The organism is Corynebacterium sp. ACRQJ, from assembly GCF_022346045.1.
In the GTDB taxonomy this organism is placed as follows: Bacteria; Actinomycetota; Actinomycetes; order Mycobacteriales; family Mycobacteriaceae; genus Corynebacterium; species Corynebacterium evansiae.
This window is the reverse complement of the sequence record NZ_JAKRMT010000009.1, coordinates 59,437-78,860: the sequence shown is the minus strand read 5'-3', so window position 1 is coordinate 78,860 and position 19,424 is coordinate 59,437. Positions and strand designations below refer to the sequence as shown.

Annotated in this window: 17 protein-coding genes; 3 read left to right on the top strand and 14 right to left on the bottom strand. The window is 63.3% G+C overall.

Annotated elements, in window-relative coordinates:
• Nucleotides 1–4: 4 nt before the first annotated feature.
• From MHX52_RS06545 to MHX52_RS06535, 3 genes are all read right to left on the bottom strand, one after another.
• Nucleotides 5–1,168: a GuaB3 family IMP dehydrogenase-related protein gene (locus MHX52_RS06545; protein WP_035003074.1), complete on the bottom strand. Its 1,164-nt coding sequence runs from the start codon at nucleotides 1,166–1,168 to the stop codon at nucleotides 5–7.
• A 27-nt stretch (nucleotides 1,169–1,195) separates the two neighbouring features.
• Nucleotides 1,196–2,731, bottom strand: coding sequence for an IMP dehydrogenase (guaB, locus tag MHX52_RS06540; RefSeq protein ID WP_035003144.1), 1,536 nt, complete (start codon nucleotides 2,729–2,731; stop codon nucleotides 1,196–1,198).
• 169 nt (nucleotides 2,732–2,900) lie between these two features.
• The gene (locus MHX52_RS06535) at nucleotides 2,901–4,061 is read right to left on the bottom strand and encodes a DUF4143 domain-containing protein (RefSeq protein WP_239317221.1); all 1,161 of its coding nucleotides are present in this window, start codon (nucleotides 4,059–4,061) and stop codon (nucleotides 2,901–2,903) included.
• A gap of 293 nt (nucleotides 4,062–4,354) precedes the next feature.
• Between MHX52_RS06535 and MHX52_RS06530 the strand changes: the two genes are divergently transcribed.
• On the top strand, nucleotides 4,355–4,753 hold the full coding sequence (locus MHX52_RS06530; protein WP_034985018.1) for a DUF5319 domain-containing protein: 399 nt from the start codon (nucleotides 4,355–4,357) through the stop codon (nucleotides 4,751–4,753).
• Here MHX52_RS06530 and MHX52_RS06525 read toward each other — a convergent pair whose 3' ends face one another.
• Nucleotides 4,754–5,689 carry a hypothetical protein gene (locus tag MHX52_RS06525; protein ID WP_035003070.1) on the bottom strand — a complete coding sequence of 312 codons (936 nt, stop codon included), beginning with the start codon at nucleotides 5,687–5,689 and terminating at the stop codon, nucleotides 4,754–4,756. It abuts the gene before it with no gap.
• Nucleotides 5,690–5,734: 45 nt separating this feature from the next.
• Nucleotides 5,735–6,304, bottom strand: a complete 570-nt coding sequence (locus MHX52_RS06520) for a sigma-70 family RNA polymerase sigma factor (RefSeq protein WP_049049768.1) — start codon at nucleotides 6,302–6,304, stop codon at nucleotides 5,735–5,737.
• A gap of 489 nt (nucleotides 6,305–6,793) precedes the next feature.
• Between MHX52_RS06520 and MHX52_RS06515 the strand changes: the two genes are divergently transcribed.
• Nucleotides 6,794–7,099: a WhiB family transcriptional regulator gene (locus tag MHX52_RS06515; protein WP_005291806.1), complete on the top strand. Its 306-nt coding sequence runs from the start codon at nucleotides 6,794–6,796 to the stop codon at nucleotides 7,097–7,099.
• A 94-nt stretch (nucleotides 7,100–7,193) separates the two neighbouring features.
• Here the strand turns inward: MHX52_RS06515 and groL are convergent, their stop codons facing one another.
• The 6 genes from groL to glmS all read right to left on the bottom strand — a co-directional run bounded on the left by groL (nucleotide 7,194) and on the right by glmS (nucleotide 16,265).
• Nucleotides 7,194–8,813, bottom strand: coding sequence for a chaperonin GroEL (gene groL, locus MHX52_RS06510; protein ID WP_049049767.1), 1,620 nt, complete (start codon nucleotides 8,811–8,813; stop codon nucleotides 7,194–7,196).
• A 12-nt stretch (nucleotides 8,814–8,825) separates the two neighbouring features.
• Nucleotides 8,826–9,125: a co-chaperone GroES gene (gene groES / locus MHX52_RS06505; protein WP_011274097.1), complete on the bottom strand. Its 300-nt coding sequence runs from the start codon at nucleotides 9,123–9,125 to the stop codon at nucleotides 8,826–8,828.
• A gap of 177 nt (nucleotides 9,126–9,302) precedes the next feature.
• Nucleotides 9,303–9,731, bottom strand: coding sequence for a hypothetical protein (locus tag MHX52_RS06500; protein ID WP_035003066.1), 429 nt, complete (start codon nucleotides 9,729–9,731; stop codon nucleotides 9,303–9,305).
• Between the two features lie 74 nt (nucleotides 9,732–9,805).
• A complete protein-coding gene (gene tsaD, locus MHX52_RS06495) occupies nucleotides 9,806–12,343 on the bottom strand; it encodes a tRNA (adenosine(37)-N6)-threonylcarbamoyltransferase complex transferase subunit TsaD (RefSeq protein WP_239317219.1) in 2,538 nt (845 codons plus the stop codon).
• Between the two features lie 257 nt (nucleotides 12,344–12,600).
• On the bottom strand, nucleotides 12,601–14,325 hold the full coding sequence (gene alr, locus MHX52_RS06490; protein WP_237746217.1) for an alanine racemase: 1,725 nt from the start codon (nucleotides 14,323–14,325) through the stop codon (nucleotides 12,601–12,603).
• Nucleotides 14,326–14,402: 77 nt separating this feature from the next.
• On the bottom strand, nucleotides 14,403–16,265 hold the full coding sequence (gene glmS / locus MHX52_RS06485; protein ID WP_239317217.1) for a glutamine--fructose-6-phosphate transaminase (isomerizing): 1,863 nt from the start codon (nucleotides 16,263–16,265) through the stop codon (nucleotides 14,403–14,405).
• Between the two features lie 61 nt (nucleotides 16,266–16,326).
• Between glmS and MHX52_RS06480 the strand changes: the two genes are divergently transcribed.
• Nucleotides 16,327–17,202 carry a dienelactone hydrolase family protein gene (locus tag MHX52_RS06480; protein WP_035003060.1) on the top strand — a complete coding sequence of 292 codons (876 nt, stop codon included), beginning with the start codon at nucleotides 16,327–16,329 and terminating at the stop codon, nucleotides 17,200–17,202.
• Nucleotides 17,203–17,256: 54 nt separating this feature from the next.
• Here MHX52_RS06480 and MHX52_RS06475 read toward each other — a convergent pair whose 3' ends face one another.
• From MHX52_RS06475 to MHX52_RS06465, 3 genes are read right to left on the bottom strand one after another with little or no spacing between them, the layout of a single operon-like run.
• Nucleotides 17,257–17,490: a hypothetical protein gene (locus tag MHX52_RS06475; protein WP_239317215.1), complete on the bottom strand. Its 234-nt coding sequence runs from the start codon at nucleotides 17,488–17,490 to the stop codon at nucleotides 17,257–17,259.
• A complete protein-coding gene (locus tag MHX52_RS06470) occupies nucleotides 17,487–19,070 on the bottom strand; it encodes a hypothetical protein (RefSeq protein WP_239317213.1) in 1,584 nt (527 codons plus the stop codon). Before MHX52_RS06470 ends, MHX52_RS06475 begins: the two co-directional genes overlap by 4 nt.
• Nucleotides 19,067–19,375: a hypothetical protein gene (locus MHX52_RS06465; RefSeq protein WP_239317212.1), complete on the bottom strand. Its 309-nt coding sequence runs from the start codon at nucleotides 19,373–19,375 to the stop codon at nucleotides 19,067–19,069. Before MHX52_RS06465 ends, MHX52_RS06470 begins: the two co-directional genes overlap by 4 nt.
• Nucleotides 19,376–19,424: the final 49 nt, after the last annotated feature.

The window sequence follows — 19,424 nt, the reverse complement described above, 5'->3', positions numbered from 1 at the left end:
ACGACTAACGAACGACTAGGTCGACCTTCTGGAAGCTCTTGATGTCCGTGTATCCACACTTAGCCATCGAGCGGCGCAGGGCGCCAATGATGTTCTCTCCACCAACCGGGTTGGCAGTTGGGCCGAACAGCAGCTCCTTCAACGGCAGCGGCTCGTCGCCCAGGCCTACCTCTTCCACCAGGCCGCGCGGCAGCTTCGGGTGGCCCGCCGTGGACGGCCAGTACCAGTTCGGAGCACCTGCGGAAGCAGCGGTGGCCAAGGGAAGCCCCAGAGATACGGCATCCGCGCCACAGGCGATGGCCTTAGCTACGTCACCGGAATTACGCAGCGAGGAGTCGGCGATGATGTGGACGTAGCGGCCGCCCGTTTCGTCCAGGTAGTCGCGGCGCGCAGCGGCCGCATCGGCGATGGCGGTGGCCATTGGCACGTCGATGCCCAGTGAATCGTTGTTGGTGGTGTGGCCAGAGCCGATGATCACACCCGCCGCGCCGGTGCGCATCAGGTGCATGGCGGTGGTGTAGTCCACCACGCCACCGGCGATCACCGGGATGTCCAAGCTGCCGATGAACTCCTTCAGGTTCAGCGGCTCGCCGTCGCGGTGCACGTGTTCCGCGGAGACCAGGGTGCCCTGAACCACCAGCAGGTCCATGCCGGACTTGATCAGCGCCGGCGCGAGCTCGCGGGCGTTCTGCGGGGACACACGAACGGCGAAGCGCACACCGGATTCCCGCACCTGGTTCAGCCGCTCCTGCAGCAGGTCCACGTTCAGGTCCAGGGAGTGGAGGCGCTGCAGCTCCGCGTTGGCGCCGAAGATCTCTGAGTCCGAGGCGGCGTCATCCTCCTCGAATAGCGCGGATTCAGCCTTGCGAGCAGCTTCAACAACCCCGCGCAGGGCTGCGTCCAAGTCATCGACGCGACCCCAGAGGCCTTCGGCGTTGATCACCGGAAGGCCGCCCAGCTGCCCAAACTCGATGGCGAACTCGGGCGTGACGATCGAGTCGGTCGGGTGCGTCATCACCGGGATGTCGAAGGAATAAGCGTCGATCTTCCACGACGTATCCACATCGTGCGAACTGCGGGTGCGTCGGGACGGCACGATGTCGATTTGGTTCAGGCCGTACACCCGACGGGCAGCGCGCCCACGTCCGATGTCAACGTATTCCTGCATGGCTGGATTGCTCCTTAAAGGCGTGCTTTAGCGGTTCGGGTTGTAGTTCGGCGCTTCCATGATGCCCTGCACATCGTGAGGGTGCGATTCGCGCAGGCCCGCGCCAGTGATGCGCACGAAGCGTGCGTTGTGCAGCTCGGGGATCGTCGCTGCGCCGGTGTAGCCCATGGCAGCGCGCAGGCCACCGACCTGCTGGTGCAGGATCGAGCCGATGGAGCCGCGGAACGGCACACGACCCTCGATGCCTTCCGGCACCAGCTTCTCCTCGGACTGCACGTCGGCCTGGAAGTAGCGGTCCTTGGAGTAGGAGCGCTTCTCGCCGGTCAGGCCACGGCCCTGCATGGCGCCCATGGAGCCCATGCCGCGGTAGCGCTTGTACTGCTTGCCGCTGATGGTCACGATCTCACCGGGGGTCTCGGCCGATCCGGCGAGCATGGAGCCCAGCATTACTGTGGACGCCCCAGCCGCCAGTGCCTTGGCGATGTCGCCGGAGAACTGCATACCTCCGTCGGCGATGATCGGCACGCCCGCCTTCTTGGCCGGGACGGCTGCCTCCATGATGGCGGTGATCTGCGGGGCACCAACGCCCGCGACGACGCGGGTGGTGCAGATGGAGCCCGGGCCGATGCCGACCTTGATGCCATCCGCGCCGGCCTCGATCATGGCCTGCGCTGCCTCGCGGGTGGCGAGGTTGCCGCCCACGACGTCCACACGGTCGCCGAACTCCTTCTTCACGCGGGAGACCATGTCCAGCACGCCGCGGTTGTGAGCGTGGGCGGTGTCGACGATCAGCACGTCCACACCTGCATCCACTAGGTTGCCCGCGCGGGTCCAGGCGTCCTCGCCAGTGCCGATACCGGCGGCGGCCAGCAGGCGACCGGAGGAGTCCTTGGCAGCCAGCGGGTACTGCTCACGCTTGGCGAAATCCTTGACGGTGATCAGGCCGGTCAGCTTGCCAGCACCGTCGACGATCGGCAGCTTCTCTACCTTGTTCTCGGAAAGCAGGCTCAGGGCAGCTTCGGCGGACACGCCTTCCTGGGCGACGACCAGCGGCATGGGGGTCATGGCCTCGGAGACCTTGCGGCTGAAGTCGCTTTCGAAGCGCATGTCGCGGTTGGTGAGGATGCCGACCAACACGCCCTCGTCATCCACGACCGGCAGTCCGGAGATGCGGTAGCGGGCGCACAGATCATCTACTTCCTGGATGGTCATGTCCGGGGAGGCGGTAACCGGGTCGGTGATCATGCCAGCTTCGGAGCGCTTGACGATCTCCACCTGCTGTGCCTGGTCCTCGATGGACAGGTTGCGGTGCAGCACGCCGATGCCGCCGTGGCGGGCCATGGCGACGGCCATGCGGGCCTCGGTGACGGTATCCATGGCGGCGGAGGCCACCGGGATGTTCAGGTCAATGTTGCGAGTGAACTTCGTGGAGGTGTCCACGCCGGAGGGGATCACCTCGGAAGCGGCGGGCAGCAGCAGGACGTCATCGAAAGTAAGTCCAACCAGTGCAACCTTGTTGGGGTCGTCGCCGCCGGTGGAAACTGGGTAAATCTTCGCGTTCATCTCTGGGTTCGTCACAGGTTGCCCGACCTTCCTCTAGAAAATTCTGCGGCGCTTCCTTACCAGGGCTTGGGTGCCTGGGAGTTCTCGCCGTCTTTTCGCCGATGTACTACAGAATAACCCTTTGCAGCGCGTTTTTGTGTGCCGGGGTTAGGTAGCGGCGGGGCGCGTACTACGGCGCCAGGTGGGTCAGCGAGGTGACGAATGCGCCACTGGGAAGCCGAACGCTCAAGTTCCCTCCCGTAACGATCAGCAACAGCGGAGGAGTGTCCCAGGCAAATCTATCGGCGAAGGCTTGGAGGTTTTGTGCAGCTCTATCCAGCACTTGGGAACTCTGCCCCAACTTAACCTCCACAAGCACCGTTCTGCCTGCTAATTCAAAGACCGCGTCTACCTCTAGCCCGGATGCATCACGGGCGTGGAAGATCTGCCGCCCTGTGAGCACACGCAGATCGTGTACCACCTGGGATTCAAACATCTGGCCCGCGTATTCAAGGTTCTGCAGTAGCTTTTCCGGAGATGCCTCCAGCACAGCTGCAGCCAGCGCAGGATCCGCGAGGTGCCGTTTCGGCACCTTGCGGAGGCTGGCACGCGAGCGCAGATGAGAAGACCAGGCACGCTGCTCCTCGGCAATGAAAATCCGCTGTAGCGTGGTGAGGTACTCCCTGGTAGTTGCTCGATCAATATCAATATCAGTAGCGATCGCGCTAATGGACTGCTCTGTCGCCACCCCTCGCGCCAGGGAGCGCAGGAGCGCCTGAACCTTCACGGGGTCCCGACGTTTGCCGTCGGTGACATTAATGTCTACGTGCGCCACGGTCTCTGCGTAGCTACGCAGGTTTTCCTGAGCCGCAGTTGTAGAAAAATGTCGGTTTCCAGGCCAACCTCCGTGGGCCATACGGTCGATGACTCCTCGGATATCCAACACAGTTTCACTGTTGTGCGTCAGTTCGCCTTCTTCCACCAGCTTCGAAAGGGACACAGCACCGTTGGAATGGCCAGACTCGTAGAAGCTGAAGGTGTGCATTCGCAACCGGGCTATTCTTCCCGCCCCGGAGTGGCGGGACTTCTCCTCCCCCGGCGCAGTTGAGCCCGTAAGGATGAATTGCCCCGGTGCCTGGCGCCGGTCAATCTCATGCCGCACTAGGTTCCATAGTCGGGGCTCCTCCTGCCATTCGCCGAAAACGCGGGGAGTGGCGCCGCTGAGCGCCAGGTCTGGCATGGTGTTGAGCTGCGTCTCTAGATTAAGGTCCGTATCCACCTGCACGAGGCTGCCCGCCACCTGGCGTGCCGTCGCGGACTTTCCGCAACCTTTCGGCCCTTCGATGAGCACTCCACCGGCACGCTCTAAGGCACTCTGCAGCCGTTGATCTTCAACTCTAGGAAGATATTCCACAGCCATCCTCACCAGCCACTTTCACTTGATCCATCAGTTTACCACCGTTTCATTCCCCACTTTATCAGCAATTCATTCCCCACTTTATCAGAAATTCATTCACCAGTTTGAGCGACTTTCATTCCCCAGTTTAGGCGCGTTTCATTCACCAGTTTGCGGTGAGGTGATGCTCTTGCCTTGCATAACCGGCCACAGGGTACGGTGTTGGTGTGAGCTTTAACCACGATCAGATGCCGCCGGACCCTTTCGCCGATGATCCGAACGACCCTGCGTCGTTCCTGGATCCCGACGAGTTTGATGAGGCCGTTCCGCCGTTGTCTCCCGATGAGGTTCAGGCTCTGCGGGAGGATCTGCAGAATGTCCGTGATTTCCGCAAGCTGTTGGAGCCGCGCGGGGTACGCGGGATCACCATGCTGTGTGAGGATTGCGAGGACAGTCACTTCTACGACTGGGACATCATCGAGTCGAATATTCGCACGATGTTGAACAACGAGCTTGTGCCGGTGCACGAGCCGTCAGCGCAGCCAAACCCGAATGATTATGTGACCTGGGATTATTGCCTGGGATACGCGGACGCGATCGACTTCGCGTTCCACGGTCTGCGCCCGCCGTTCCTCTGGGGGAAGTAGTTAGCTACCTTCCGCGCGCGGGGCGTTGTAGTCGGTGAGCACCGGCAGCGACTCCGGGTTACGTGGCCCGCCCGTGGTCGGGGTAGGTCGATCCTGACGGGGCGACGCAGGCTCGCTTGGCTTCTGGGTCTTCGAAGTCGTCGTTTTCGACGTCGTATCAGTGGGGTTCGTCGGTGCCGGGGCACCCATCGGCATCGCCGGCCCCAGCTGCCCAGGGGCTTCCGCCCCTCCAGGGGTTTCCGTTCCACCGAGCAGGATGGTGGTCGTTGGGATCGCCTCCCCAGCCGGCGCCTCAGGAGCCTTGGAGCTCTTCGTGGCAGCCTTGCTCGGCTTGCTCTTTTCCTCCTGGCGCTGCTCGCCCTTGGGCTTACGGTCGCCCTGTTCGCCGCGGCTCTGCTCGTCTGCGACGCTCTCTTCACTGAGGACGCCACCTTGCCCGCCAGCGGAGCTCTCAGCAAGACTGTTGGAGCCCTCCGCCTCGACAGCGTCCTCTTCTGCCACGGTCTCGCGCTTCACGTGCGCACCCTGCGAGCTGGAGTAGGCAGCGTATCCCAGACCTCCCACAGCGATAGCGGCGGCCACTCCGCCGGCGATCAGCATGCTGGTCAGAGAAATACCTCCGGCAGCGGCCGCCTTGGCGCTGGTGCGCAGCAGACGCGAACTGTTGTTGGCACCCTCAGCTGCCTCAGCCGCTTCAGCTTCAGATTCTTCGCCGCTGACTTCCGCAAACAGGAAGCTTACGTCCGGCGCGGGCGGAATATCCCGGTAGAGCTCCTCACGGTGCGCAACTAGATCCGCGATAACAGGGTCGTTGGAGTCAAAGTTTTCCGTTTCCGGAATCGCCTCGCCGCGGCCGATCGCATCAAGGATGCGATCTACATCCAGGATGGAGGCGAAGTTCTCCTCGCCCTCCCGGAAGCCGTCATTCTGCGCCATGGCTATTGAGCTCTTTTCTTTCCTGGACTACCCGAAGGTAGCTGCCTACTTTTGAATAATTCCGTGCTTCTTTAGCTTCATAACCGCCCGGTGCTGAGCAACTCGAACGGCCGTTGGTTTCGAGCCCACGATCTCCGCGGTCTCCTCTGCGGAGTAGCCGTGAATAACTCGAAGAAGAAGGATTTCTCGCGATTTCTCACTAAGAATATCGAGCTTCCTAGCCAAATCGTTACATGAATCTTGGCTTAAGTACACCTCTTCAGGTGAATCCTGGAAACTCTCTTCCTCCGGCAATTCCTCCGTTGGATCGGATACGTCCCGCTGTTGGAAACGGTAGGCGTCAGTAATCTTGTTTCGCGCCACCTGGTAGACGAAGGCCATAAACGGTGCCCCACGATCCTCATACCCGGGTAGAGCCTTGGCAACCGCAATGCAGACATCCTGTGCAACGTCATCGGGCGTGGGGTAACCGTTCATGCTCAGCTTGCCGCGACAAAAGAGAACCACCTTTGGGTGGATTAGCTGAATAAGACGATTAACTGCGCGACGGTCTTGATCAATGGCCGCCGGGAGGAGATCTCGAATCTCCTCGTCGGTTTCCTGGTCTGCAGCCATCGCCTCTACTCCGTCAAATGCTCGAACGTCTTTATCAACGTCTTTATCAATGTGGATTGAAACTATCACACCGCGCCGACAGCCCCAGATCGACTAAAAGGGGACTGTTCGATTTCTCCTCACACGGATGCAATGGAACAAACCTGAAACATGTTCCCATTTTTGCTCTGGTTTTTCAGCTAACCTCAACCTTCCTGGCAGCCTTATTTGGCAATCCCCCAGCAAGACCGCGGGAAGATGACATTAAGCAGCGAATTTTTTAACCCCCTTTGGGGGAATCTGGGCGTGGCGTAGAAACAAGTTAATCCATTGTTCAACTAGCCGCATTCCCGCAGGTAGGCGGCTACCGCTATGCGAAATAGGTATGTCGGAACAGGTTTTGGATACCCAAAAGGCACTCGTTCTTTACTTAGAGTTCATTTAAGGATTGGAACCTCTCAGACGTCACTACAAGTGAGCATCTGACTTTTCACGAGGAGTAACCACCTAATGCCACAGCCCAGCCAGCTTCCGGGACCTGCTTCTTCGACTTGGGAATGGCAACTCCATGGCGCATGCCGCGGGGCTGATTCTTCTGTCTTCTTCCACCCGGATGGCGAGCGTGGCCGTGCCCGCGCTATGCGCGAGCACCGTGCCAAGGCCATCTGCCGCGAGTGCCCGGTGATTGAGCAGTGCCGCAACCACGCACTCAGCGTGGGCGAGCCCTACGGCATCTGGGGCGGCCTCAGCGAGTCCGAGCGCGACGCTATCCTGCGCCCCACTTCTCGCAACCGCAACCGCCGCGTAGCCTCCTAGCAGCCGACTGGGTGCACAAAGAATAAAGGGAGAGGGACTATCCCTCTCCCTTTAATGCTGCGCTGCCTAGCAGCGGGCTACAGCGGCTATCCCACTAGTGGGCGTGGCCAGCGTGTGCCCCTGCCTGGGCAGCCGGAGCGGCCGGCTTGTCCACCACGGCAGTCTCAGTCGTCAGCACCATGCGGGCGACGGAGGTGGCGTTAACCACAGCGGAGTGGGTTACCTTCACCGGGTCGATGATGCCCTGCTCCAGCAGGTTGCCGTACTCCAGGGTGGCGGCGTTGAAGCCCGAGCCGTTGGGCTGCTCGGCGATCTTGGAGACCACAACGGCGCCGTCCAGGCCGGCGTTGTCGGCGATCCAGTATGCCGGGCGACGCAGAGCGCGAGCCAGGGAACGCAGGCCGATGGCCTCGTCACCTTCTGCCTGGCGGGACAGCTCCTCGATCTCAGCGGCGATCTGCACCAGCACGGAGCCGCCACCGGCGATTACACCTTCCTGGCTGGCGGCACGTGCAGCGTTGATCGCATCCTCGATGCGCAGCTTGCGCTCGTTGACCTCGGTCTCGGTAGCACCACCGGCGCGGATGACGGCCACGCCGCCGGACAGCTTCGCCAGACGCTCCTCGAACTTCTCCTTGTCCCAGGAGGAATCGGTGCGCTCGATGTCGTTGCGGATCTGGTTGCGGCGCTCCTCGACGGCCTCGGCGGAACCAGCACCGTCGACCAGCACGGTCTCTTCCTTGGTGATGTTCACGCGACGGGCAGAACCCAGCTGCTCCAGAGTGGTCTCGGAGAGCTTGTGGCCCAGCTCGCTGTCGATGACGGTACCGCCGGTGACGATAGCCAGGTCGTCCATGAACGCAGAGCGACGGTCGCCGAAGTACGGGGACTTCACAGCTGCAACCTTCAGGGACTTGCGGATGGCGTTCAGCACCAGCATCTGCAGCGGCTCGCCCTCGATGTCCTCGGCGACGATCAGCAGCGGCTTGCCGGAGTTAGCAACCTTCTCCAGCACCGGCAGGAAGTCCGGCAGGGAGGAGATCTTCTCGCGCACCAGCAGGATCAGCGGGTTTTCCAGCTCTGCGTGGCCGGTCTCCTGGTCCGTAACGAAGTACGGAGACAGGTAGCCCTTGTCGAAGGAAACACCCTCGGTGACGATCGATTCGTCCTCGATGGACTGGGACTCTTCGACGGTCACCACGCCGTCCTTGCCCACCTTGTCGAAAGCATCGGCAACCATGGCGCCGATCTTTTCGTCGCGGGAAGAAACGGTGGCGACGTTGGCGATGGCGGCGTTGTCCGCAACTGGCTGCGCCAGCTCGCGCAGCAGTTCCACAACGCGCTCGGTGCCCTGGGCGATTCCGCGGTTCACGGCGATCGGGTTGGCGCCGGCTGCCACGGTGCGCAGACCCTCGTTGATCAAAGCCTGTGCCAGCAGCGTAGCGGTGGTGGTGCCGTCGCCGGCGATGTCGTTGGTCTTGATGGCAACGGACTTAACCAGCTGGGCACCCAGGTTCTCGAAGGGATCCTCCAGGTCGATGTCGCGCGCAATGGTCACGCCATCGTTGGTTACGGTCGGGCCACCGAAGGCCTTGTCCAGCACGACGTTGCGGCCGCGCGGGCCTAGGGTCACCTTCACCGCGTCCGCCAGGGCGTCTACGCCCTTCTGCAGGCCCTCGCGGGCCTCTTGATCAAATGCGATGAGTTTTGACATGCAGCTACCCGCTTACTTTTCGATGACAGCGAGGATGTCGCGCTGGGTCAGCAGCAGGTACTCTTCGCCGTTGTACTTCAGCTCGGTGCCGCCGTACTTGGAGAAGACGACGGTGTCCCCCTCCTTCACATCCATCGGGATGCGGTCGTCGTCATCTGCCCAGCGGCCGGGGCCGACAGCGATGACGGTGGCCTCCTGCGGCTTCTCCTTAGCGGAGTCCGGGATGACTAGACCGGATGCGGTAGTGGTCTCCGCCTCGACGATCTGGACGAGGACGCGGTCCTCAAGGGGCTTGATGTTGACGTTAGCCACGATTGAATACCTCCGTGTATTCGAGCTGTAGGTTTCACTCTTGTGAACTGTTGTGCCGGTTGGTTTTCCAGATACAGCCGTCGTCGCGGGTGAACAACTGTGAGTCAAACAACCTATCTGGCACTCTACCCTCGCAAGTGCTAACGCTCAACCAACCCCGGTGCTAGATCCCCGGAGCTAGACCCCCTTGGTCAGGTTAACCACCGCATTGTACCACAGCTCGTAATCCTTGGCGTTGTCTTCCTTGTAGTTCTCAACTGCGCGGATGCCATTGTGGATCGACTCGATGTCCTCGTCAGTCAGCCCTGCTCCCTCGTCGCCGACGAACAGCACGGGGCCGAGGATCGCGCGAGCCGGGTCAGAGATGAAGCTGGAGTCGCCGGTCTCCTGCTCCTTGCGCCCCATGGAAGCCAGCGGGTTCGGCTCCGGGTTCTCCGCCTTACGTGCGTCGGAGGAGTAAATCGCGGCGACGGTCAGGCCACTCTCCACGAAAACCACGTGCAGGCGATCCTGCTCGCTACCGCCCAGAACGTCGGCGGCCTCCGACAGATCAATGTCCATTTCCTTCGTCTGCAGGTCCGGCGTTACCAGCATGCTGCGTGGCATATTGAGCTCCTAGCTTGTTGTGTGATGAAAAAGTTGTGAGTTTTTAGACAGTCACAGAACATCTTGCCAGCAAATTAGCGATTGCGCAGGACAGGCTCTTCCACGTCCAGCGACGGGTCGGTAGGCGTCGATAAACCACTCGGCTCCTCCCCCGCCGCAACGAGGCGCGCGGCGAGTGCCGCCATCATCACGCCGTTGTCGGTGCAGAGCTTTGCCTGCGGGATTTTTAGTTCGACGCCCACATCTCCGCACCTTTCGGCAGCCACCTCACGCAGGCGCCTGTTCGCGGAAACACCTCCGCCAAGCAGCATCACGCGGGCGCCCTTATCTTCGCAGGCGCGCAGCGCCTTGGTGACGAGCACGTCCACCACTGCCTCTTGGAAGGAAGCACACACGTCTTCAATGGGCAGGCTCGCACCCTCTTTTTCCGCCATTTCCACATAACGAGCGACGGCGGTCTTCAGCCCGGAGAAGGAGAAGTCGTAGCGCGAGTCCTGCTGGCGCATCATGCCGCGCGGGAAAGCGATGGCCTGCGGGTTCCCCTGCGCAGCCAGCCGGTCGATCACCGGACCGCCGGGATAGCCCAGGCCCAGCAAGCGCGCGACCTTGTCGTAGGCCTCGCCCGCAGCATCGTCCAGGGTGCTACCGAGCTCTTCCATCGGGGCGCCCACGCCGGTGACGTGCAAAATCTGTGTGTGTCCGCCGCTGACCAGCAGCGCGATGGCATTGCTGAGGTCACCGTCGGCGCCAGCCTCCTCGGTGGCGCCTCCCGCCGCCCCCTTGCCAGTCCCCTCGTCGAGGGTCCCAACGGCCACGTGCCCACCCAGGTGGTTCACGCCATAGAAGGGCACCTCCCACGCCAGGGCGTAAGCCTTCGCGGCAGCAGCGCCGACCAGTAGGGCTCCGGCCAGGCCGGGTCCAACGGTGGCGGCCACAACGTCTGGAATGCGGAAATCGGAGACATTCTCGCGCGCTTCTGCCAGGGCGGCGCGCATCGTCGGCTGCATGGCCTCCAGGTGGGCCCGGGAGGCGATCTCCGGAACCACTCCTCCGAAGCGGGCGTGCTGCTCCATGGAGGAGGCCACCTTGTTCGCCACGATCTCCAGCTGAGCTGCGTCATCGCCGCCTGTCGCACCTTCGACAGTGGTTGCCGTGCTGGCGACGATGCCCACGCCGGTCTCGTCACAGGAGCTTTCGATGCCCATGATGTAGGTAGGCCGGTTTGAAGTCTCGGTATCTGGGGCCGGGGTGGCGTCAGAAACAAAACCGGGGCGCACCATGGTGAAGGCATCGGCACCCGAGGGTTGGTAGTAGGCGCGGCGGGTGCCTTCGATGGCGAAGCCGTAGCGCTCGTACAGCCCCACGGCGGGGCGGTTGTCGGTGCGAACCTCGAGGAAGATGGGGGCGCGCAGGCGGTCGGCGACGGTGACCAGCGGGTCCATGAGAAGCTTGGATAGGCTCTTCCCCTGCCACTCGGGAAGGATGCCGATGGTGTGGATCTCCGCCTCCGGGTCGTTAGCCGGGCCGCCGACGGCGAGGATGGCGTAGCCGATCAACTGGGGTTCGCCGGGGCCATCGGCAGAGTCCGCAGCTGCCTCGGGAGCGGCCTCCAGGGCGAGGCAATGGGTGTGCGGCGCGGCGATCTCGCTGGCGAAGGCTTCCGCTGACCAGGGGGAATCCTCGGGGAAGAGGATCTGCTCGATCTCCGCGCAGGCGGGCGCATCGGCGGGAGTGAGCAGGCGCACGCGGGCGGACTGGGAGCCTGCATGCGGACCTTCCTCCACAACATCGCTATCGGCGCCTGCCGCAGAGACCTGGGCGCCCAGCTCGTGCACGCGGGAAAAGTCCAGCGCCTTCGAAACTGCCTTCGCCTTCGGCTCCTTTGCATCTGGGCGGCGCAGGTAAAGCGCACGCAGCGCGGGCGCGTCGGCGAGCAACCCCGGAACCGAACCGAGAGACTCTAGCGCAGCGAGTACCAGCCCACGAGGCGTTGGGTGGGCATCCACGCTTTCGATCTGGCAGCCCTCCTGGGAGCCAAAAAGCTCTTCCGCCTGTTCTGCTACCGCAGAAGCGCTGAGCACCCGCAGCGGCCAACGGTCGAACTCACTCTGGATCTCCCGCGCCACATCTGGCGCGTGAACGGAAGCCGGAACCTGCACTTCAGAGCACAGCCGCCCTGCCAGCCCGGGAAAGAAACTCATACGCGAGTGGTAGAACTCGCGGCGGCGGGCGTCGGAGACAATCAAATAATCGCCGAAGGCTTTAGACCCGACCTGGGAGGTTGCATTCTCCCACGCCGTGGCGGCCGCGCTGGGAATGCCGTGGACTGGGATCGAGAGGGCGTCACCAAAAGCAGCAGCGGTAGCCATACCAACCCGCAGCCCAGTAAACGGCCCCGGGCCGGTGCCGGCGACGACCGCGTGCAGGTCTCGAGGGGAAAGCTCCGCCTCGGCGAGGCACGCCTGGATGTTCGGGGTGAGCAGCTCCATGTGGCCGCGAACGTTATCCACCAGGCGCTCGGCGAGCACGCTAACCTGACCATTCGCGGAAATCTGGACGATTCCGCAGGTGACATAATTGGTAGAGGTATCGACGGCCAAGGCGTAAATCATAGGATTTATTCTATGGCGGATGGGAGCGGTGGTGAAAACAAGAAGTCCCCGAGAGGCTCTCGCAGTAAACCTCTCAGGGACGGTATACGACTGGCGGGTTGATCAGGCCCGTAAATGCCAGCGTCTTGTGAAACACCCCTCACGGTGATTCGTCAACTATCATTGCACGGCCAAGCTCCTCAAAGCAACCCCGTCCGAGAGGTTCCCCAGTTTTTCCTGAGAATTTGCCAGGAAGTGTCCAGTCGCTCCCAGTCGAGCTAGACCCAGCGCCATGTGACGGTGCGCGAGTCCGCGTCCGCAGCAGGGGCTTCCGAATCGGCCAGGTCGGCGGGGCTGCCCACGCTACTCCGGTCGATCTGCACGTCAAGCACTTTATCGCTTAGGGGCTCCACCACTCCGCGACCCCATTCGGCAACCACGACCACGTCGTCGATATCCGCGTCTATGTCCAAGCTCTCCAGGGCGTCTAGCACCTCGTTGCGGTCAATGTGGCGCCCCGGCTCGATGCCCTCCTCCACGTCCGCGCCCAGCAGGCGGTAGGCGTCCATGTGCAACAGCCCCACCCCGCGCTGCCCGGCGCGGTGAGTCCGCACGATGGTGAACGTCGGCGACTGCACGCGCCCCTTCACTCCCAGACCAGCGGCCAGCCCCTGGGTCAGGGTCGTCTTGCCCGCACCCAGCGGACCGGAAAGCACCACAACGGTCCCGGCATCCAGCTGCTTGCCCAGCTGCTCGCCGAGAGCCCGCATGTCGTCGGCGGTCGCGGCCGCGCAGGAACCGTCGGCGGAGAAATCCGGGCGGCCACCCTTAAATACCTTCTTGACCCTCGGCCCCCGCGGCATCGTCAGCACTTCGTAGCTAATCGTGCCCGCCAGCTCCGCGAACTCGTCTGCACTGTTGCCACCCTCGCCGAAGATCACCGCCCAGTCACCCGGTTTCACGTCTGCGGCGCCGTTGGTAGATCCTTCAGCACCATCGGCCGGCCCCAGCTCCACGACGATCTGATCCATGCATACTCGCCCGATCTGCGGATATGTTTTCCCGTTGATCGTCACCTGCATCTTTCCGGATACGCTTCGCGGCAGCCCGTCGGCGTAGCCGAGCGCCACCACGGCGGTGCGGGTATCGCGCTGCGCCCGCCAGGTGTGGCTGTAGCTCACGCCCTCGCCCTTCGGCACCACCCGGGTTGTGGTGACGCGGGCGCGCAGTGTCATCGCCGCCTTTAGTTCAACGCCCACGCCGATTGGGTCGATGCCATATAGTCCGACGCCCGGTCGCACCAGCTCATAGGCGAGATCAGGGCGGTGCAGCGTAGCCGGTGTGTTTGCAATGTGATTGCGGGGCACCGGCAGCCCACGGGAGCGGCAGAACTCGATCGCTTCCGCGAAGCGGGAGGCCTGCAGGTCGTTCGCTGCCGCCTTGGGGTCGTCGGCGCTGGCCATGTGGGTCATCACGCCGCTAACCTCCACCAGCTCAGTATTGGATGCCAGCAGCTCGACCGTTTCCGGCCACTCGGCGGGGCTTACCCCGGAGCGGGAAAGGCCGGTATCCACCATGAGCGTCACCCGCACGGGAGCGCTGGCCTGCGCCTTCTCGGCCTGTTGCGCCTTTTCGGCCTGCTCCACCAAGGAACGCGCATGCGCCAGCGAGGGCACGCCAACGTTAATGTCCGCGGCGAATACCTCCGCCAGGCCCTCATCGGGTGTCCACATCCAGGCAGTGATCGGCGCGGAAGCGTAGCGCTCCCCCAGTCCCTGCAGAATCTCGCGCAGGTGCAGGGCCTCCCCCAACGTGGCCACGCCCAGCTGTTCCACTCCCGCATCCAGCATTGCGGGCGCCACCACGTCCACCCCGTGGTTGTACGCATCGGCCTTCACCACGGCCAGCACCCCGGCGGGGGCCGCGGCCTCCCGGAACACGCGCACATTATGCGCGATGGCATCCAGGTCAACGACTAGTTCCGCAAGGTGACGATCCGACATGTTCATAACCTTAGCCACCCTTCCTGGGATTCCAGGAAAGGGGCACGGCAGGGGGCGTCACTAAGAAAAACCCCGAACTATTCGACGGTGACGGACTTGGCCAGGTTGCGCGGCTTGTCGATGTCCTGGTTGCCGCACTGGCGCGCGATGTCGGCGGCCAGGAACTGCAGCGGCACCGTGGACAGCAGCGGCTGCATCAGCGACGTGGTACCCGGAATCTCCAGCAGCCAGTTGGCGTACGGGCGCACGGCCTCATCGCCCTCTTCCGCAATAACGATGGTCTTCGCACCGCGGGCGCGGATCTCCTGGATATTGGACACGATCTTGGAGTGCAGCACCGGGCGGCCGTTCGGGCTAGGTACGACAACGACGACGGGCAGGTCATCCTCGATCAGAGCAATCGGGCCGTGCTTGAGCTCGCCAGCGGCGAAGCCCTCCGCGTGAATGTAGGCCAACTCCTTCAGCTTCAGCGCGCCCTCGAGGGCGACTGGGAAGCCCACGTGGCGGCCCAGGAACAGCATGGTCTTCACCGGGCCAAGCTCCTCGGCCAGCTGCAGGATCTGGTCACGCAGGCCGAGTGTCTTCTCGATCTTCTCCGGCAGCGCCTCCAGGGCGTAATAGATCTCCGCGATCTCATCGGCGTACTTGGTGCCACGAGCCTGAGCCAGGGCCAGGCCCACCAGGTAGTTGGCGGCGACCTGCGCCAGGAAAGCCTTCGTGGAAGCCACGCCGATCTCGGGGCCGGCGTGGGTGTACAGCACGGCATCGGACTCGCGCGGGATCTGCGAACCGTTGGTGTTGCAGACGGCCAGCACGCGGGCGCCCTGCATCTTCGCGTGGCGCACGGCCTCCAGCGTGTCGGCGGTCTCGCCGGACTGGGACACGGCCACGACGAGGGTGCGCTGGTCCAGCACCGGGTCGCGGTAGCGGAACTCGCTGGCGACCTCGATCTCTACGGGCAGGCGGACCCAGTGCTCGATGGCGTACTTGGCCAGCAGGCCGGAGTGGTAGGCCGAACCGCAGGCGACGACGAAGACCTTTTCCACTCCGCGCAGGTCCTCGTCGGACAGGCGCTGCTCGTCCAGCACGATATGGCGGCCGTCGAAGTGGCCGGCTAGGGTGTCGCGGACCGCGGCGGGCTGCTCGTGGATTTCCTTCATCATGAAGGAATCAAAGCCGTCCTTCTGCGCGGCGTCCAGATCCCAGTCGATAGTGAAGGGTTTGCCTTCCACCGGGTTGCCGTAGAAGTCGTAGATGTCATAGGAGTCGGCGGTGATGACCACTGCGTTGTCCTGGCCCAGCTCCACGGCGTTCTTGGTGCGGTCGATGAAGGCCGCCACGTCGGAGCCAAGGAACATCTCGCCCTCGCCTACGCCGACGATCAGCGGGGTGGAGCGGCGACCCGCGACGATGGTGCCCGGGTGGTCGTCGTGGACGAACAGAACGGTGAACGCGCCGTCCAGGCGGGAAAGAACCTTCAGTGCGGAGGCCTGGAAGTCGCCCGCGGTCTCGCCTTCGTTGTAGGCGAGCGCCAGCAGGTGTGCTGCAACCTCGGAGTCGGTCTCGGATTCCAGCTCGATGCCGGCGGCCTCGATCTCCGCGCGCAGGGTGGAGAAGTTCTCGATGATGCCGTTGTGGACGATGGCTACCTTGCCGTCGAAGGAACGGTGCGGGTGTGCGTTTACGTCGTTCGGGCGCCCGTGGGTCGCCCAGCGGGTGTGGCCGATACAGGTAGAGCCACGGAAGGAATCGCGACCGACCTCATCGATGCGATCGATGAGGTTTTGCAGTTTGCCTTCCTTTTTTTCGAGGTGCAGGGAGCCCTGCTCGACAACTGCGATGCCTGCGGAATCGTATCCGCGGTATTCCATTCGCTCCAGCGCATCCAACCCGATTTGGAGGGCCTCGGAGTCACCTACGTAGCCAACAATTGCACACATGCCTCTGACGATACACAATGGCTTGTCCGTTTCGGTAAGCTGTGGGGCTGTGGCAGATAAGATGAAGAACCTGATTACTCGTTTGGGCAAGCGTGGCCCGCACCGCGTGATGGTCGGTGACCTGAACTTCGCTGGTATTCCGGGGCGCGTTTACACCCCGGCGGAAGGCAACGGCATCCCCGGCATCGCTTTCGGGCACGACTGGCGTGTCGGCGTGGATGCGTACCACGCGACGCTGCGCCACCTGGCCAGCTGGGGGTTCGCAGTGGCGGCGCCGGATACGGAGAAGGGCCTCTCCCCGAACCACCGGGGTTTTGCCGCTGACTTGGAGACCGCGCTGCAGATCCTGGCTGGTGTGCGCCTGGGCAACGGCAACGTCACAGTGCAGCCGAACGAGCTTTACCTGGCTGGCCACGGCATGGGGGCTTCGGCTGCCGTGCTGGCTGCGACGGGCCGCCGCCACCGTAGCGAGCTGAAGGGCTACGATACTGAGCCCACCATCAATGGTGTGATGGCCGTGTACCCGGCGGATACTTCCCCGGATGCGACGGAGGCCGCGAAGTATGTGAAGGCTCCGGGTCTGGTGCTGGAGGCTGGCCGTTTGGGCGAGACCCCGATGGGTAACGCCAAGCGCATGGCCGCCCACTGGGGCGGGGACGTTGTCTACCGTGAGCTGCTGGGTGCTTCCTCCAGTGGCTTCCACGAGAAGTATGGCCGCAACTTTGCTCTGGGCGCCGGCCTGCCTCAGTTCAGCCAGCAAGAGCTGGCTCGCGGCCTGATGACTGGCTTCGTTCTGGCCGAGGATGAGAAGAAGTACGCCTCCTTCCGCGATAGCCACGCCGAGCTGAAGAAGACCCGCACCGCCACCCAGCACGAGCTGTACAAGAACCTGCCGGAGAACGTGGATCTGGACGAGCGCCTGGCGGAGATCTTCTAGGGCTCAGCTTCTAAGAGTTCGACCTCTTTAATCTAGCTCTTCAAGCTAGGCCTGTTAGTCGAAGATCCGTCCGCGCACTCCGCGGGCGCCAGTGCTCGCGGTCGCGTTCACGTTCGCGCTTCCGACCGTCTTATTTGCTCTGTCCCCCTGAGCCTTCTTGGCCTCCTCAAGTTGGCGCGTGCATTCCTTGAGTGTCTCTTCGAACTCCCGCACCGATTCTTCGACCTCTGCCATGTAGTCGTCGACGATGCGCTGGTAGCGCGCCGTAAGTTCTTCCCTGCCGGTCACCACTCACCGCTCCTTTCGATATTGACGCCCACTGCCGCAGCCCCCGCAGCAGCCAATTCCACAGAGGCGCCTGTCATTTCAATGGATGCAGCTCCCGCTGCCGATACCCACACGTCCGGAGTCCACTGCTTGGAGGGCGCCGGTTGAGGCTTTGGATGATTTTCAGCGTTTGGTGCCGGTGCTGGTTCCTGGCTGGGTGCCGCGGGCGTGATCGGTTCGCCCTTCGTATCGCTTGACGGTGGTGTTGGTGCTTTGTGCTCCGGTTTCGGTTCTTCGCATTGCTGCGGTGGTTCCGGCTTGGGCTCGGGCTCGGGCTCGGGCTCCAGTTTCGGTTCGGGCTTCGGCTCCTCGCACTGCTGAGGTGGTTCAGGTTTGGGCTCCGGTTCCGGCTCTGGCTTCGGCTCTGGCTGCGGGTTTCCGACCGGCTTCTGCTCCACCTCCTGCTCTGACTTTTCACAGTGCTCCGCCAGCTCGGGCTTAGGTTCCGGTTCCGGACACGGCTCCGGCTTCGACTCCGGGCACGGCTCAGGCTCTGGCGTTGGTGGCTCTAGCGTTGGTTCCGGTGCCGGCTCCGGGGCAGAAGCTGGACAGTGATCCGCCGGTGGAGCCAGCGCCTCCGTCGCACAGTGCACGATCTGCTCCCACAGCCTCACCGCGCCCTCGACGTTGATCTGCAGTGAGCCCGCCAACGGAGGCGCCAGAGGGGCCGGCGGAGCTGGTGGCGCAGGCGGCGGCACCAAGGACTGCGCGGGCATAGGCGCCGGTGCTGGCGCAGGCTCTGGGGCTGGCACAGGTGCAGGCGCGGGCGCCGGCTGCGGCGCCTGAGCCATAGCCGTCTGCGCAACCACCTGAGCCGCCGCCTGTGGCGCGGGGTGCTGTGCAGGCCCCGTCTCACACGGCTGCTCGGCCGCCTGAGGAGGCGTCACTACCTTCTTCGGCGCTGGGTAATCACCCTCAGGGGACTTCACAGGCTCCGGGCACTTGGTCTCGGCGGGCTTGGGATCCTGACAGACCGTCTTGTCCGAACTGCCGGGCTCGGCGGCGGGCTTCGCATCGCGGATCAGCTGATCCATGGTGGTATCCAGACAATTGTTGCGGCTGCGCAGAATGTCCTCCGAGAGCTTCCCCGCCAACTTCGCCAGCAGATCGAGCAACGGCTTTCCACCGCTGATCAGGCCGACCGCCGCCATGCCGAAAAGCTCCAACTTCTCGGCAATATCCTCGATCAGACTCACCGAGTTCTCCGAGGTCGTGCCCATGATCTCAGCGGTATCCCGCACCGCCACACAACGATCCTGCACGCAGTGTTCGTGGTTCAGCTGCTCCTTCCCCGCCTTCTCCGTCGCGGTCCCCGGCTGCGCTTCACCCGTGCCCTTCAGGCTATCTTTCACGCTCGCCGCGGCGGCCAGCTCCGGCGCCTGTTGTTTCTGGTTGCTCGCCGGCCCAAGCGACGTAAGGATCGTCTCTGGGTTCATGCCGTTGGTAAATGACGCCGCAGCCTTCGCCCCCTCCACGTCAGCGCCAAAGCCGGCCATCACAGCGAGCGCAGCGTTCAGCCGGAGGTCCAGAGAGCCCGTCATGCCCAGCCACCCCCTGCGTTCAGGCTGGCGGAGTTTTCCTGCTCGGCCTGCCCCACGCGATCCACCAGCCCCGTCAGGTCTTCACCTGCCTGGGCGAGCCGGCGGGCGTAATTCACCCGCACGTTATGCCCCTGATCAACCAGATCCAGAAACTGCTGTGCCTTAGCCTGCAGCCCCGTGCCGAACGCGGCCACCGGCACGCTCGGCCGGTTGCCATCCAAATGATTCGCCCAGCTCAGCTGCGCATCGCGCAACTCCGCCACCCGATCGGCGGCGGGCACCGGATCTAAATGCAACTCTCCCACGGTCTCATCCCCCTTCGAACTCCCCTGCAGCGCTCAGCACTAATGTCCC

Excerpts from the sequence above, each read along its gene's own strand:
- MHX52_RS06470 (WP_239317213.1), bottom strand. The coding sequence starts at position 19,070 with ATGACGGGCTCTCTGGACCTCCGGCTGAACGCTGCGCTCGCTGTGATG.
- alr (WP_237746217.1), bottom strand. The coding sequence starts at position 14,325 with ATGTCGGATCGTCACCTTGCGGAACTAGTCGTTGACCTGGATGCCATC.
- guaB (WP_035003144.1), bottom strand. The coding sequence starts at position 2,731 with ATGAACGCGAAGATTTACCCAGTTTCCACCGGCGGCGACGACCCCAAC.
- MHX52_RS06480 (WP_035003060.1), top strand. The coding sequence starts at position 16,327 with ATGAAGAACCTGATTACTCGTTTGGGCAAGCGTGGCCCGCACCGCGTG.
- MHX52_RS06530 (WP_034985018.1), top strand. The coding sequence starts at position 4,355 with ATGCCGCCGGACCCTTTCGCCGATGATCCGAACGACCCTGCGTCGTTC.
- MHX52_RS06520 (WP_049049768.1), bottom strand. The coding sequence starts at position 6,304 with ATGGCTGCAGACCAGGAAACCGACGAGGAGATTCGAGATCTCCTCCCG.
- MHX52_RS06515 (WP_005291806.1), top strand. The coding sequence starts at position 6,794 with ATGCCACAGCCCAGCCAGCTTCCGGGACCTGCTTCTTCGACTTGGGAA.
- glmS (WP_239317217.1), bottom strand. The coding sequence starts at position 16,265 with ATGTGTGCAATTGTTGGCTACGTAGGTGACTCCGAGGCCCTCCAAATC.
- groL (WP_049049767.1), bottom strand. The coding sequence starts at position 8,813 with ATGTCAAAACTCATCGCATTTGATCAAGAGGCCCGCGAGGGCCTGCAG.
- tsaD (WP_239317219.1), bottom strand. The coding sequence starts at position 12,343 with ATGATTTACGCCTTGGCCGTCGATACCTCTACCAATTATGTCACCTGC.
- MHX52_RS06525 (WP_035003070.1), bottom strand. The coding sequence starts at position 5,689 with ATGGCGCAGAATGACGGCTTCCGGGAGGGCGAGGAGAACTTCGCCTCC.
- MHX52_RS06500 (WP_035003066.1), bottom strand. The coding sequence starts at position 9,731 with ATGCCACGCAGCATGCTGGTAACGCCGGACCTGCAGACGAAGGAAATG.
- MHX52_RS06545 (WP_035003074.1), bottom strand. The coding sequence starts at position 1,168 with ATGCAGGAATACGTTGACATCGGACGTGGGCGCGCTGCCCGTCGGGTG.